This window comes from Pseudomonas sp. TREG-RG-20F-10-E-6-01, from assembly GCF_022662455.1.
Taxonomy (GTDB): domain Bacteria; phylum Pseudomonadota; class Gammaproteobacteria; order Pseudomonadales; family Pseudomonadaceae; genus Aquipseudomonas.
On the sequence record NZ_JAKNQP010000002.1, the window covers coordinates 175,969 to 191,275 of the forward strand.

At 61.9% G+C, this 15,307-nt stretch carries 11 protein-coding genes; 2 read left to right on the plus strand and 9 right to left on the minus strand.

The genetic code is table 11. From position 1 onward, the window contains the following. Positions 1–10: 10 nt before the first annotated feature. The 6 genes from L8K08_RS07260 to L8K08_RS07285 form a co-directional block, all read right to left on the minus strand. Positions 11–2,485 carry an EAL domain-containing protein gene (locus L8K08_RS07260; RefSeq protein ID WP_242195457.1) on the minus strand — a complete coding sequence of 825 codons (2,475 nt, stop codon included), beginning with the start codon at positions 2,483–2,485 and terminating at the stop codon, positions 11–13. Positions 2,486–2,680: 195 nt separating this feature from the next. After that, positions 2,681–4,483: an ABC transporter ATP-binding protein gene (locus L8K08_RS07265; protein WP_242195460.1), complete on the minus strand. Its 1,803-nt coding sequence runs from the start codon at positions 4,481–4,483 to the stop codon at positions 2,681–2,683. Next, a complete protein-coding gene (locus L8K08_RS07270) occupies positions 4,476–5,078 on the minus strand; it encodes a DsbA family protein (RefSeq protein WP_177410076.1) in 603 nt (200 codons plus the stop codon). Before L8K08_RS07270 ends, L8K08_RS07265 begins: the two co-directional genes overlap by 8 nt. A gap of 36 nt (positions 5,079–5,114) precedes the next feature. Further along, a complete protein-coding gene (locus L8K08_RS07275; protein WP_131700399.1) occupies positions 5,115–6,056 on the minus strand; it encodes a rhodanese-related sulfurtransferase in 942 nt (313 codons plus the stop codon). Positions 6,057–6,244: 188 nt separating this feature from the next. After that, positions 6,245–6,538, minus strand: a complete 294-nt coding sequence (locus L8K08_RS07280; protein ID WP_242195462.1) for a BolA family protein — start codon at positions 6,536–6,538, stop codon at positions 6,245–6,247. Between the two features lie 6 nt (positions 6,539–6,544). Further along, positions 6,545–7,063 (minus strand): DUF2059 domain-containing protein, encoded by a 519-nt coding sequence (locus tag L8K08_RS07285; protein WP_003175221.1) that lies wholly within the window; start codon positions 7,061–7,063, stop codon positions 6,545–6,547. Between the two features lie 193 nt (positions 7,064–7,256). Here L8K08_RS07285 and L8K08_RS07290 point away from each other — a divergent pair, with 193 nt between their 5' ends. Next, positions 7,257–8,645 (plus strand): class II fumarate hydratase, encoded by a 1,389-nt coding sequence (locus L8K08_RS07290; RefSeq protein ID WP_242195464.1) that lies wholly within the window; start codon positions 7,257–7,259, stop codon positions 8,643–8,645. Between the two features lie 385 nt (positions 8,646–9,030). Here L8K08_RS07290 and L8K08_RS07295 read toward each other — a convergent pair whose 3' ends face one another. From L8K08_RS07295 to pap, 3 genes are all read right to left on the minus strand, one after another. Further along, positions 9,031–9,987: a DMT family transporter gene (locus tag L8K08_RS07295; RefSeq protein ID WP_242195467.1), complete on the minus strand. Its 957-nt coding sequence runs from the start codon at positions 9,985–9,987 to the stop codon at positions 9,031–9,033. A 134-nt stretch (positions 9,988–10,121) separates the two neighbouring features. Next, on the minus strand, positions 10,122–11,306 hold the full coding sequence (locus L8K08_RS07300; RefSeq protein ID WP_242195470.1) for a thiolase family protein: 1,185 nt from the start codon (positions 11,304–11,306) through the stop codon (positions 10,122–10,124). A 338-nt stretch (positions 11,307–11,644) separates the two neighbouring features. Continuing rightward, positions 11,645–13,162 (minus strand): polyphosphate:AMP phosphotransferase, encoded by a 1,518-nt coding sequence (pap, locus tag L8K08_RS07305; protein WP_145158741.1) that lies wholly within the window; start codon positions 13,160–13,162, stop codon positions 11,645–11,647. A 155-nt stretch (positions 13,163–13,317) separates the two neighbouring features. On the opposite strand from pap, the gene mnmC reads away from it, so the two are divergent. Continuing rightward, complete coding sequence (gene mnmC, locus L8K08_RS07310) at positions 13,318–15,306, plus strand: bifunctional tRNA (5-methylaminomethyl-2-thiouridine)(34)-methyltransferase MnmD/FAD-dependent 5-carboxymethylaminomethyl-2-thiouridine(34) oxidoreductase MnmC (RefSeq protein WP_242195473.1); 1,989 nt, start codon at positions 13,318–13,320, stop codon at positions 15,304–15,306. The last annotated feature ends 1 nt before the right edge of the window (position 15,307 follow it).

A 15,307-nucleotide genomic window follows, 5' to 3' on the forward strand; every position in this document is an offset into this window, starting at 1 on the left:
CAGCAAAGTTTCAGCGGAATGTGCCGGGCGCTTTGAATAACAGAGGCTGCGGCCGCACAGGTCGACACTGCAAGCTGTCAAAGGTAAACAATTGCGGGCGTTCAATCAGGTAGCCCTGAGCGTAATCCACACCTATCTCCAGTAACGCCTGTTCGATTTGCGGTGTTTCAACAAACTCGGCAATTGTGCGCTTACCCATGACATGGCCGATGTGGTTGATCACTTCGACCATAGCGCGGTTAATCGGGTCGTCCAGCATATCCTTTACGAAACTTCCATCGATCTTCAGGAAGTCTACAGGTAAATGTTTCAGATAGGCGAATGAGGACATTCCGGCGCAAAAATCGTCGAGCGAAAAATGGCAACCTAAGGCTTTGAGTTCATTAATAAACCGAATTGCACTGCCCAAATTCGCTATAGCGCTGGTTTCGGTTATTTCAAAACAAATCATTTCAGGCGGAATGCTGTAAGCCTCGAATTTCTCACGTAAAAACCCAAGAAAATCGTCATCTCCAATAGTTATCCCTGACAGATTTATCGCACACATGGCCATAGGTCGGCCCGCACGCTCGTGCATGCAACGGGCAATGATCTTGAATACGTTCTCTACCACCCAGCGGTCCAGTGAAGTCATTAAACCGTAACGTTCGGCGGCCGGGATAAAACTGTCGGGAAGGATGATCCGGCCCGCCTCGTCGTGCAGGCGCAGCAGGATTTCGATATGGCCATTGCCGCCATCTGTTTGGCCCAGCGGGGAGATTTCCTGCGCGTAGAGGCAAAAGCGATTCTCCTCCAATGCCATGTGCAGGCGCTGCACCCAAGCCATCTCGCCAAAACGCACGGACAACTCCGAGTCATCCGCGTGGTAGACCTGCACACGGTTGCGCCCCTTTTCCTTGGCCATGTAGCACGCCATGTCGGCGGCTCGTAACGAGGCTTCCAGCGTGGTCGGGGTTTGCGAAATGTGCACCAGGCCAATACTGACGGTGGTCATGAAGGGCCGCCCCTTCCACACAAAATGCAGGCTTTGCACGGTATGGCGCAGGCTCTCGGCGATCTTTTCCGCCACAGTTACCGGGCAGTTCTCCAGCAGAATGCCAAACTCGTCCCCGCCCAGCCGCGCCAGCGTGTCGCCCTCACGCAGGTCCGATTGCAGCAGTGCGCAGATGTGACGCAGCAATTCGTCCCCCGCTGCATGACCGCAGGTGTCGTTGACCAGTTTGAACTGGTCAAGGTCGAGGAACATCAGCGCATGCCGCCCGCTTTGCTGGCGCCCCGCAGGGTGCAGCACTTGCTCAAGGCGATACTCGAATTCGCGGCGGTTGGCCAGGCCGGTCAACGCATCGTGGGTCGCTTGCCAGGAGAGGTTGGCAATGTATTGACGCTCCTGAGTCATGTCGTGCAGCACCAGCACCGCGCCGCTGACCTTGCCTGCACTGCGAATCGGCGCGCCCACCAGCGTCACTGACACGGTACTGCCGTCCAGGCGCTGGATCAGCTTCGAATGTTCGCTGCCGCCACTGAGCTGGCCCTTGATAATGTGCTCCAGCAGCGTAAAACCGTCCGGCTCGGCGTTCTCGTCCAGCAGCTTGAACAGCGCCGCCAGGGGCAGCCCTTGGGCCTGCGCCGAGCGCCAGTGAGTCAGTGCCTCCGCCGCAGGGTTCATGTAGGCAATGGCGCCGTCGACGTCGGTGGTGATCACGCCGTCGCCGATCGACTCAAGGGTGATCTGCGCTCGCTCCTTCTCCACCTGCAGGGCATCGGCGAAGGCATGGCGCTGGGTCAGCAACTTGTGGGTGCGCAGCAGGGCCAGCACGATCAGGCCCAGTGCGGTGGCCAGGTTAGTGATCAACAGCAGGCGCAGGATGACCCGCGAGCCCTCGCCCAGGGCATCACTGAAGGCCTTGGCAGCCGGCGTAACGCCGTCGTTGATGGCGGTGATGCGCGTTTTCCAGGCGTGCACGTCGGTGCTGCTGGCCTGGTCAGCGCTGATCGCCCGATGCATGGCGCGCGCCAGGTCATCCAGTTGCACCAGGTAACCGTCGCCCACGGTCCACAGCTCGATGGCCTTTTCCAGATAACTGAAATGGCGGAAGTTGAGGTACAGCCAGATCAGGCTGGAAACGTCATCAGGGTGGTTGCCGCCCTTGAGGATACCCAGGCGCGCGGCCGTCAGGTCGGGGGTGGGCCGGTCGAGGGCAATGCGCAATTCATGCCCGCCTTGGGGCACTGAGATGGCTTGCTGGTATTTGAGGTAAGTGGCCGGATCGCGGTTGTCGGCGTAAAGGGTCAGGTAGTAGATCGCATCTTTCTGGCCCTTGGACCACAGGCTTTCACCGGCCACATACCCGCGTACCGCCGAGAGCATGTAAAGGCTGACGCAACCCAGCAATGCCTGGAACAGTACCACCGCGATAAACGGCCAGACGATGCCCAACAACCGAGGCGTACTTAACGTCGTTCCGAGAGTGCGCTTTTGCTTCATGAGGTCCCTTGCACAAGCACTACCAAAAACAGGCGAGTGATTAACGCTCCTGACAGCACAATCTTGGCTAAATTCGCTCGATCCGCTCAAGGGCGCCGGCTCGATTCAGCGCCTGAACCTTGAACGGCGCAGGAAAGCCGCTATTTCCTGGGGAGACTCTTGTGCCTGCCAGAGTCAATCATTGCAAACCCAACATCACCTAACTTGCTGCAAATGTCCGTAGAGCTTGGCGTACAGGCCACCGTCAGCGATCAACTGCTGATGATCGCCATCCTCGGCGATGTGCCCACCATCAAACACCAGTACCCGGTCAGCCTGTTTCACCGCTGAAAGCCGGTGCGCGATGATCAGTGTAGTACGCCCACTGAGAAACCGCGCCAGCGCCTGGTGCAGGTTGTATTCGGTGGCGGCGTCCAGGGCGGACGTGGCCTCATCCAGAACCACCACTTTGGGCTCGGCCAACACCATTCGCGCAATGGCCAGGCGTTGACGCTGACCGCCGGAAAAGCGTACGCCGGAGCGCCCCACTACGCTGTCCAGCCCCAACGGCAGTGCCTTGACGGTAGCATCCAACTGGGCGATTTCCAGTGCCTGCCAACAGGCCTGGTCGCTGCGGGTGCGCCCCATGGTCAGGTTGGCACGCACGGTGTCGTTGAACAACGCCGGGTGTTGCAGCACCACGGCGACGTTTTCGCGGATGGTCGCAAGCCCGATTTCCTGCTGGGTGGCCCCGCCGAAGCGAATGCTACCGGCTTGCGGCGTATACAGCCCCAGCAGCAGTTGCACCAGAGTACTTTTGCCGCCGCCACTGGCGCCGACAATCGCGACCTTCTCACCCGGCGCAATGGCCAGGTTCAACTGGTCGAGCACCAGCTCGTCGCCGTAGCCGAAATCCAGGCCGCGCACCTCGATGCCGACGGTCTCACGCCCGGTAAACGGGTCTGCGCCGCCGGCATACTGAGGCTCGTCGGCGCGCGCCAGCAGCTCGTTGATCCGCGTCAGCGCCCCGCCCGCCGCGTAGTAAGCGTATTGCAGGTTCAACAGCTGCTCCACCGGCCCGATCATGAACCACAGGTAGCTGAACACCGCGAGCATCTGGCCGATGGACAGGTCGGAAAACAGCACGGTGAGCATCGCCGCTGCGCGGAAGATGTCGATGCCAAACTGAAACAACAAGCCACTGGCACGGCTGGAGGCGTCGGTTTTCCATTGGGAGTGGATCGCGTAGTCGCGCACTTCCTGGGCGCGCTGGCCAAGGCGCCCGAGGAAAAAGCCCTGGCGGTTGCCCGCACGCACTTCCTGGATCGCGTCGAGGGTTTCGGTCAACGCCTGGGTGAAGCGCGACGTGCTATCGTTTTCAAGCTTCTTCAAGTGTTTGACGCGTTTGCCCAGCTGTACCGTGGCGTAGATCACCAGCGGATTGAACAGCAGGATCAGCAGCGCCAGCTGCCAGTGCATCCACACCAGAATCGCCGACGTGCCGACCAGCGTGAGCATGGCCACCAGGAAGCGGCTGAGGGTCTCGCCGACAAATTTGTCCAGCGTATCCAGGTCGGTGACCAGGTGCGTGGTGACCGTGCCACTGCCCAGGCTTTCGTATTCGCCAAGGGAAATACGCTTGAGCCGCTCGATCAGGCGCACGCGAATGCGATAGACAATGTCCTTCGCCAGCCGCGCAAACAGCCGCGCCTGCACCACGTTGAACACCAGTGCGCCGCAACGCAGGCACAGCGTCACCAACAGCATCAGGCCGATATAACCGGCAGCCTTCTGCCAGCCCAGGGGCAACGCGTTGTTCATCACCTTGAGCGCGGCATCGCCACGGCCCAGCAACACTTCGTCGACCAGCAGAGGCAACAGCAAGGGAATCGGCACGCTGCACAACGTCGCCAGCACAGCGACGCCATTGGCAATCCACAGCGATTTTTTGTGGCGCAGGGCCAGACGGCGAATTTCCGCCCAGGTCAGTCGGTCGGTCCGGTCGGGCTGGTCATGCACAGGTGGCTCGCTCCAACCAGCGGGCGAGCAATGGCGACAGCTCGGACAGCGGCTGGTAGCCGTTGGTCAACAAGGCCAACTGACCGTTACGCTCCGCCAGAAGGGTCGGAAAACCGGCAATGCCCAGATCCTGCACCCAGGTGAAATCAGCGGCCGTCGCGGCGTGCTGCTCGGCGCGGTCGAACGCGCCGGCAAACTCGATACGCGGGATGCCCGCCTCCTCGGCCAGTTCGACCAGCACGCTGGCCAGGGTCACATCGCGGCCCTCGACGTAAAACGCGCGCTGGATCAGCCCCAGCAGCTTCCACGCGCAATCCGGCGCCAGGCTGCGCGCCGTGACGATGGCGCGGCACGCGGGCTCGGTGTCATAGACAAAACCATCGGGCAACGCGCCTTCACGTGTGAACGGCTGACCGGTGGCTTCGGTGACCGCCTGCCAGTGCTCAAGGATGTAGCGCCGGGTGGTCGGCTCCAACGCCGCGCCGCTGCCGGTCCGCAAACCACCCACCACCAGGTGCAGCTCCACGCCCGCGGCCTGGGCCTGCTCGACCAACGCTTCGGCCACCGGGGCAAAGCCCCAGCACCAGGAACACATCGGGTCCATCACATAGAGCAGGCGCGCGGGCATGGGTCAGGCCTCGGAAGGGGTTTGCTTATAGTTGAAGCCAATCGGGTGCGGCATATTGCGGGCCTTGGCCAGCTCGATCTGCTTTTGCCGGTCAATCGCGCTGCGACGGGTCTTCTCCGGCAGCTTATCCCAGCAATGCGGGCAGCTGATGCCAGCCACATAGTGCTCGGACGCGCGGTCTTCGACGCTCACCGGTGTACGGCAGGCATGACATTGATCGTAGTCGCCTTCGCTCAAGTCGTGGCGCACGGTCACGCGGTTGTCGAACACAAAGCAGTCGCCCTGCCATTTGGTCTCTGCCTGCGGCACCTCTTCGAGGTACTTCAGAATGCCGCCCTTGAGGTGGTAGACCTCATCAAAGCCTTCGCTGAGCATGTAGCTCGAAGCCTTTTCACAGCGAATGCCGCCGGTGCAGAACATGGCGACTTTCTTGTGCTTGGCCGGGTCGAAGTTGGCTTTGATGTAGTCGGGAAATTCGCGAAAACTGGTGGTTTTCGGGTCAATCGCGCCTTCAAAGGTGCCAATGGACACTTCGTAATCGTTACGGGTGTCGATCAACAGCACTTCCGGGTCGCTGATCAGCGCGTTCCAGTCCTGCGGGTCGACATAGGTGCCGACTTTTTTGTTCGGGTCGACGCCTTCGACGCCCAGGGTCACGATCTCTTTCTTGAGCTTGACCTTGGTGCGGTAGAACGGCTGCTCATCGCAGTACGACTCTTTGTGGTCGATGTCGTCCATGCGTGGGTCGTTCTTCAGCCACGCCATCAGGCCATCGATGCCTTCGCGGCTGCCGGAAACGGTGCCGTTGATGCCTTCTTCGGCGATCAGCAACGTGCCTTTGATGCCGTTGTCGACCATCGCCTGCAGCAGTGGCTCGCGCAGGGCGACGTAATCTTCGAGGGTGACGAACTTATACAGTGCCGCCACGACAATCGGTTGAGTCATGGGTGTTCTCTCCAGGTGGCTACCCTCGTAAGGGGTGAACCGGATAACGGCAGCTGGGTTTTTTAGCCGCAAGCTGCAAGTAAAAGCAAAAAAAACGCGCCGACTAGGCGGCGCGTTGGGGATTGTAGCAAGAAGGCAGCTGCGAGGGCTCTAATCTTGTCGCGTGCAGCTGACAACTTGTGGCTGCTTCAATGCCCTCCGGCGCAGGTCGGCGAGGCCGGGGCTGCGTCGATTTTCGCCCATTCTTCAGGCGTGTAGGTATGCAGCGCCAACGCATGAAACTCGCTCATCAGGTCACCCAGCGTGGCGTAGACCGTCTGATGGCGCTTGACGCGGTTAAGCCCTTCGAACTGCTGGCTGACCACCACGGCCTTGAAGTGGGTCTGCAACCCACGGCTGTGCATATGGCTTTCGTCCAGCACGCTCACGTGTTGCGGGCTCAGGGCGGCGAACGCCGTTTCGATACGCTGTTGCATGGTCATTCCTGCTTACTTCTTCTTGGCCGGTGCGGCGGCTTTTGGCGCCAGCTCGTTGGTCATGTCTTCCAACAGCTTGTTGACTACCGGCACAGCGCTTTCCAGCTTGGCCTGGGTCATCTGGGCCGATTGCTGGGTCAGTTGCGGCATTTTTTCCAGGACTTTTTTACCCAGTGGCGACTGGTAGAAGGCAACCAGGTCCTTGAGTTCGGATTCGCTGAAGTTGGTGGTGTAGAGCTTGACCATGTCCGGTTTCAGCTTCGGCCAGCCGATGGCTTGGTCCAGCGCGGCGTTGGCCTTGGCCTGGTAGCTGTCCAGTACGGACTGCTTGGCGGCAGGCGCCTTGGTCTGTTCGAAACGCTGGGCGAACATTTGCTGCACTTGCATGTACACCGGGGTACCCAGCTTGTCAGCGTGGGCCAGGGTAAGGAAGGCTTCGGCACTGGCGTTATGGCTGGCGGTATCGGCAAAAACTTGGCCGCTGGCGCAAACCAGAGCAACCGCGGTACAGATGGCACGAAGACGAGTCATCGAGTTTCCTTTTCTAGCAGGCGAGGTAAGACCCCAAGGGCGACCATTCTGCGCCTAAAAAACCTCGCGGCTCAACCCCAGGCCTTGTTCGGCCTGGATTTGCAGGACTTGCCTGCGATGAAAAGTCTTTTATGGAACCCCCAAGGCCCATCACGGCCTAAACTGCGCAAACGAACCTGAAGGAGTGTGCCCGATGAGCCGTATCGAAACCGACAGCCTGGGAGAAGTGCATGTCCCGGATGACGCTTACTGGGGCGCGCAGACCCAACGCTCGCTGGTGAATTTCGCCATCGGCGAGCAACGCATGCCTTTGGCCGTGCTGCATGCCCTGGCCCTGATCAAGAAGGCAGCGGCGCGGGTCAACGACCGCAACGGCGACTTGCCTGCCGATATCGCCCGCCTGATCGAACAGGCCGCCGATGAAGTGCTCGACGGTCAGCATGACGATCAGTTCCCACTGGTGGTCTGGCAGACCGGCAGCGGCACCCAGAGCAACATGAACGCCAACGAAGTGATCGCCGGCCGCGCCAACGAACTGTCGGGCCAGACCCGCGGCGGCAAAAGCCCGGTGCACCCGAACGATCATGTCAACCGCTCCCAAAGCTCCAACGACTGCTTCCCCACCGCCATGAGCATCGCGACGGTGCAGGCGATCAACACGCAACTGCTGCCGGCGATCACCAACCTCTCGGGTGGGCTGGCGGAACTGTCGGCGCGGCACATGAAACTGGTCAAGACCGGCCGCACCCACATGATGGACGCCACGCCAATCACTTTTGGCCAGGAAGTCTCGGCGTTTATCGCCCAGCTCGACTACGCCGAACGCGCGATCCGCAGCGCCCTGCCCCCGGTGTGCGAACTGGCCCAGGGCGGCACCGCCGTCGGCACCGGGCTCAACTCGCCCCACGGCTTTGGCGAGGCGATTGCCGCCGAGTTGGCCGCCTTGTCGGGGCTGCCCTTTGTGACCGCCCCGAACAAATTCGCCGCCCTCTCCGGCCACGAGCCGCTGGTAACCCTGCACGGCGCGCTGAAAACCCTGGCCGTGGCGCTGATGAAAATCGCCAACGACCTGCGCCTGCTCGGCTCCGGCCCGCGCGCCGGGTTGGCCGAGGTCAAGTTGCCAGCCAACGAGCCGGGCAGTTCGATCATGCCGGGCAAGGTCAACCCGACCCAATGCGAAGCGCTGTCGATGCTGGCCTGCCAGGTGCTGGGCAATGACGTGACCATCGGCATTGCCGCCAGCCAGGGGCACTTGCAGTTGAACGTGTACAAGCCGGTGATCATCCACAATCTGCTGGAATCGATCCGCCTGCTGGCCGACGGTTGCAACAACTTCCAGGAACACTGCATTGCCGGCCTTGAGCCGGATGCAGAACAAATGGCCGAACACCTGGAACGCGGCCTGATGCTGGTGACCGCACTCAACCCGCACATTGGCTACGACAAGTCGGCGCAGATCGCCAAGAAGGCGTATGCCGAGGGCCTGACGCTACGTGAAGCCGCGCTGGCGCTGGGCTTCTTGACTGATGAAGAGTTCGACCAGTGGGTACGCCCGGAAAACATGCTCGAAGCCGGCCACTAACCTCAGGTTTTTGATCTGCGTTTGATCTAAGGCGCCCCGTTAACCACGCTGGCCGCACGCCGAGCCTAGGCGAGGTGCCGAGTGGTGGGGCGAGGACCTTTTGCTTACTTTTGGCTGGGCCGGCATTCCGGTCCTTCCAAAAGTGAGCCGCTGTAAGAGCGGAACCAATAGCAGCCGTTACCGCAGAAATGGATATGTACGCCGACTAGATATCCCAGCCAACTGACATGCCGCCTTCGCGAGCAAGCCCGCTCCCACAGTTAATAGTGTTGCGTCAGCGAGATCGGGTTGCCCCAGAGGCCGCCATCGCAGGCAAGCCAGCTCCCACATTTACACCGCTTTCCCCCCTAAAGCCGCGGCGACGACCCGGCCGCCACGCCAGGCATCAAGACGCCAGCCGCACCCGCCGAGCCCTGAGCCCCGCCAGCAACGACGGCGCCAGCGCCACCGTCGCCGACCCCAGCACCACCACCAGCGCCCCGACATAGCCCAAGGCGTTGATCTCTTCGGCCTGCACGAACGCCGGCCATAACCACGCTGCCAACGCCACTGCCACAAACGTCACCAACGGCGTCAGCGCCAACGTCGCACTGACCCGCGAGGCCTCCCAATGCGCCAACGCCTCGGCAAACGCGCCGTAAGCCACCAGCGTATTCATGCAGCACGCCAGCAACAGCCAGCCTTGCAGCGGGCTCAACTGCAGCGCCTCCAGCGGATGCGCCCACGGCGTGAGCAGCGCGGCGCACGACAGGTAGATCACCATCATCACCTGCAGCGAATTCCATACCGTCAGCAACTGCTTCTGGCCCAAGGCGTAAAACACCCAGGTGGTAGTGGCGAGCAGAATCGTCAGCACCCCGGCGGTGTAGGTGCCCAGGGACGTGAGCATTTCCACCAGGCGTTGGTTGAAGAACAGCCCGAAGCCGATGATCAACACCACCAGGCCTACACCCTGCCCCAGGCTGAAACGCTCCTTGAACACAAACACGCTGGCGACCATCAGAAAGATCGGCCCCATCTGCACCACCAACTGGGCCGTGCCGGGGCTGAGCATCTTCAGGCCTACCAGGTACAACACGTAATTGCCCACCAGCCCGCACACCGCCATGGCTACCAGCCAACCGCCCTTGGGGCCGAGCACTTTGCGGCTGGGCAGGCGCTGGGTGAGGGCCAAGTAGATAAACAAGCAGCTACCGGCGACAACCAGGCGAAACCAGGTGACGGTGACCGGGTCCATCACCCGCAGCACTTGTTTGAGTTTGATCGGCAGGATGCCCCACAGGAACGCGGTCAGCAGGGTCAAGCCAAAGCCATAGACCCAGCGGCCGGAAGAGATGTGCATGAGTGCCCCGAATGCCTGAGGAATTGGAACGGGCATTCTAGGGGCAAGCGCACGAATTGGGATACGACACAATTCAAATGTGGGAGCGGGCAAGCCCGCTCCCACATTTTTAAGCCGGGTTTCTTCAGTGGGATCTAGCGTACGGCTTCGAAGAGCCCGGTGGCGCCCATGCCGCCGCCCACGCACATGGTGACGATGCCGTAACGCAGGTTGCGCCGTTGCAGCTCGCGCACCAAATGCCCGACTTGTCGTGAACCGGTCATGCCGAACGGATGCCCGATGGAAATCGAGCCGCCATTGACGTTGTATTTGGCGTTGTCGATCTCCAGGCGGTCACGCGCATACAGGCACTGCGAGGCAAACGCCTCGTTGAGTTCCCACAGGTCGATATCCGCGACCTGCAAGCCCTTGGCCTTGAGCAACTTGGGCACCGAGAACACCGGGCCAATGCCCATCTCGTCCGGCTCGCAACCGGCCACGGTAAACCCACGGAAAAACGCCTTGGGCTTGAGCCCCAGTGCCAGGGCTTTTTCCAGGCTCATCACCAGTGTCATCGACGCGCCATCGGAAAGCTGCGAGGAGTTGCCAGCCGTCACCGAACCGTCTTCGGCAAACACCGGGCTCAACCCCTGCAGGCTGGCCAGCGTGGTGTCCGGGCGGTTGCAGTCATCGCGATCCACCACGCTTTCAAGGATCTGCACCGCGCCGGTGTGCTTGTCCTCAACCTTGTAGGTGACCGGCATCGGCACGATTTCATCGTCGAACAAACCGTCAGCCTGAGCCTGCGCGGTGCGCTGCTGGCTCTGCAAGGCGTAACGGTCCTGCGCTTCGCGGCTGACGTTATAGCGACGCGCGACGATTTCGGCGGTCTGGCCCATCGGAAAGTAAATGCCCGGCACCTGCTCTTTCAGCAGCGGGTTGATCAGGTTGTCGGTGTTGACGCTTTTGAGGGTCAGGCTGATCGATTCGACGCCACCGGCGACGATGATGTCGCTGCAACCCGAGGCAATCTGGTTGGCCGCGATCGCGATCGCCTGCAAGCCCGAGGAACAGAACCGGTTGAGGGTCATGCCTGCCGTGCCTGTGCCCAATTGCGAGAGCACTGCCACATTGCGCCCGATGTTGTAGCCCTGCGCGCCTTCATTGGAACCGGCACCGACGATGCAATCCTCGACCATCGCCGGGTCGATGCCATTGCGGCTCAGCAGTGCATTCACGCAATGGGCCGCCATGTCGTCGGGACGGGTCTGGTTGAACTTGCCACGAAAGGATTTGGCCAGGCCGGTTCGCACACTGTCGACGATCACTACTTCACGCATGGGCTACCTCGATCTTGTCGTTGTTGGGAGATCAACCGAGGATAAATCCAGGCCCTCCCCACCGCGATGATCATTCACCCCGCCTATACAAAAGCATGGCAATGAGCAGGCTGGTTCTGCCAAGTGGGATGTTGTGGCGGACACGCTGGTTGTGACGAGCAGGCTTGCCCTGCGTTGGGGCGCGAAGCGGCCCTGATCCAGACGCCGCGTTCTTTCATTTAGAACGCATTAACCGACGATGGGGCCGCTTCGCAGCCCAACGCAGGGCAAGCCTTCTCACCACAAAGAGCCTGCTCACCACAAAAAGCCTGCCTGCCACAGGTCAGCGCCCGCCAACGCTATTTTTTCTTTTTCTTCTTGTCGTGCTTGTCGGTTTTGTCGAACGCCTCTTCCAGCGCGCGGTTGATGGTGCGCAATACCTTGACCCGCGCCCAGCGCTTGTCGTTGGCTTCCACCAGCGTCCAGGGCGAGACTTCAGTGCTGGTACGGTCGACCATATCGCCCACGGCGGCACGGTAGGCGTCCCACTTGTCGCGGTTGCGCCAGTCGTCTTCGGTGATCTTGAAGCGCTTGAACGGGATATTCTCGCGGGCCTGGAAGCGCTCCAGCTGGGTGTCCTTGTCAATCGCCAGCCAGAACTTGACCACGATCACACCGGCGTCGCGCAGCTGCTCTTCAAAGTCATTGATCTCGCCATAGGCGCGCATCCAGTCCGCCGGGGTGCAGAAACCTTCGATGCGCTCCACCAGCACCCGCCCGTACCACGAGCGGTCGAACACCGTGAACATGCCGCGCGCCGGAATCTTCTGCCAGAACCGCCACAGGTACGGTTGGGCACGCTCGTCTTCACTCGGCGCGGCAATCGGCACGATGTGGTACTGACGCGGGTCCAGCGCCGCCGCCACACGCCGGATCGCCCCGCCCTTGCCCGCCGCATCGTTGCCTTCGAACACGGTAACCAGCGCGTGCTTGCGCATGCGCTTGTCACGCATCAGGCCGGAGAAACGCGCCTGCTCGGTGATCAGCTGTTCTTCGTAATCGTCCTTGTCCAGGCTCAAAGTCATGTCGAGGCTGTCGAGCAGGCTCTTCTGATCCACCGAGGCCAACAACGGCGCCGGGTTCATGCCGCTGGCCTTGCCCTTGGGCAACTTCAGCGCATTTTGCAGGCTTTCGAGCAGGATCTTGCCCACGGTGAGGCTGCGGTAGTGCGCGTCAACGCCTTCGATCACATGCCACGGCGCATAGTCGCGGCTGGTGCGGCGCAGGATGCGCTCACCAAAATGCACAAATTTGTCGTAGGTCTGGGACTGCTGCCAGTCCAGCGGGCTGATGCGCCAGCTGTGCAGCGGGTCATCGGCCAACGCCTTGAGCCGCGCTTTCATCTGTTTCTTGGACAGGTGGAACCAGAACTTGAAGATCAACGCGCCTTCGTCGCAGAGCATCTTTTCCAGGCGCTCGGCACCGGCGATAGCCTGGTCCAGGCGTGCGTCCTTGATCTCGCCGTGCACGCGGCTTTGCAGCATCTGGCTGTACCAATTGCCGAAAAAAATGCCCATGCGGCCTTTGGCCGGCAATTGCCGCCAGTAGCGCCAGGCCGGTGGGCGCGCCAGCTCTTCGTCGGTCTGCTGGTCAAAGGTGCGCACTTCGATCAGGCGCGGGTCCATCCATTCGTTGAGCAGCTTGACGGTCTCGCCCTTGCCGGCGCCCTCAATGCCGTTGATCAAGATAATCACCGGGAAGCGCTTCTGCTGCTGCAGCTCGTACTGCACTTCCAGCAACGCTTCGCGCAGGGCCGGCACTTCGGCCTCATAGGTGTCTTTGTCGATGGCGTGACCGATTTCGGCGGATTCGAACATGGGCAGCTCCGTTTCAAGATGGATCAAGACTAGCGGATTGGGCAACAACGCGCGGGAGGAAATTCCACGCCAACGTGCCGTGGGTCAATTCAAAGCCCATTGATCAGCTAGAATGGCCGCCTTGCTGTTGCCCGCTGTTATTTTATGAGCCGCCCATGACCCCCATCACCCACGCCCAGCTCGACTGGGACGACCAAGGTCGCCCGCACTCGCGGGTGTTCGACGATGTGTATTTTTCCGACCAGTCGGGTCTTGAAGAAACCCGCTACGTGTTCCTCGAACAGAACCGTTTGCAGGCGCGCTTTGCTGCCCTGCCGGTGAACGGGCGGCTGGTGATCGGCGAAACAGGGTTTGGCACCGGCTTGAATTTTCTGTGCGCCTGGCAGCTGTTCGAACAGCACGCGGTGGCGGGCGCGCGCCTGCATTTTGTCAGCGTGGAAAAGTACCCGCTGAGCCACGCCGACCTGCAACGCGCCCTCGCCCTCTGGCCAGAGCTTGCGCCCTTCGCCGAGCAACTGCTGGCGCACTACATTGCCATCCACCCAGGCTTCCAGCGGCTGGTGCTGGATAACGGCCGCGTGACGCTGACCCTGTTGATCGGCGATGCCCTGGAGCAGTTGCCGCAACTGGATGCCCAGGTCGATGCGTGGTTTCTCGACGGCTTCGCCCCGGCAAAAAATCCCGACATGTGGACCGCCGAACTGTTTGCCGAACTGGCCCGCCTGGCGGCACCCGGCTCGACCATCAGCACCTTCACCAGCACCGGCTGGGTACGCCGGCTGATCAACGCCGCCGGGTTCAAGATGAAACGCACGCCAGGCATCGGGCATAAGTGGGAGATCCTGCGCGGTGAATTCCTCGGTTGGCCGGTCGAAACGCCGCCACCGGCCCACAGCAAACCGTGGTTCGCCCGCCCGGCGCCGGTGCCTGGTGAGCGCAGCGCCCTGGTGATCGGCGGCGGCCTGGCCGGGTGCGCCACCGCGGCCAGCCTGGCGGCACGTGGCTGGCGCGTGAGCCTGCTGGAGCGCCACGGCGCCCTGGCACAGGAAGCGTCGGGCAACCCGCAAGGCGTGCTTTACCTCAAGCTCTCGGCTCATGGCACGGCGCTTTCGCAGCTGATCCTCAGCGGTTTCGGCCACACGCGGCGCTTGCTTGAGCACCTGCACCGCGGCGTCGATTGGGACGGTTGCGGCGTGCTGCAACTGGCCTTCAACGCCAAGGAAGCCGAGCGCCAGGCCCAACTGGCCGCCGCGTTTGCGCCGGGCCTGCTGCACCTGCTTGACCAGACTCAAGCGCAGGCGCGCGCCGGCGTGGCGCTCGAACACGGCGGGCTGTTTTACCCCGAGGGCGGCTGGGTGCACCCGCCAGCATTATGCCAATGGCAAGCGCAGCACCCGTTGATCGACGTGCTGCCGCATCACGAAGCCCTCGAGTTGCAGCGCGTTGACGGTCAATGGCAAGCCCTGGCCGGCGACAGCCTGCTGGCGAGCGCGAGCGTGGTGGTGCTGGCAGGTGCCGCCGAGATCAAGCGGTTTGCGTTCAGTGCCGACCTGCCGCTCAAACGCATTCGCGGGCAGATCACACGGCTGGCAGAAACGACGGCGAGCCAGGCGCTGGCCACCGTGGTGTGCGCCGAAGGCTATGTCGCCCCTGCGCGCCTGGGTGAACACACCCTGGGCGCCAGCTTCGACTTCAAGAGCGACGACCTGACGCCCACAGCCGCCGAGCACGCCGGTAATCTGGAGATGCTGCGGGAAATCTCCCTCGACCTGGCCGACCGTCTCGGCGCCGATGCCTGCTCTGCCGAGCACCTGGAAGGCCGCGCCGCCTTCCGCTGCACCAGCCCCGACTACCTGCCGATTGTCGGGCCGCTGGCCGAACGCGAGGCGTTCGACCAGGCCTACGCGGTCCTGCGCAAGGACGCTCGCCACGTGCCGCCCACACCCTGCCCATGGCTGGACGGCGTTTACATCAACAGCGGCCATGGCTCGCGTGGCCTGGTCACCGCGCCGCTGTGTGCCGAACTGCTGGCAGCCTGGCTGGACGCCGAACCATTGCCCTTGCCCAGCAGCGTGGCCGAAGCTTGCCACCCCAACCGTTTTGCCTTGCGCGCGCTGATCCGCAGCAACGCCGGCAAGCCTTAGA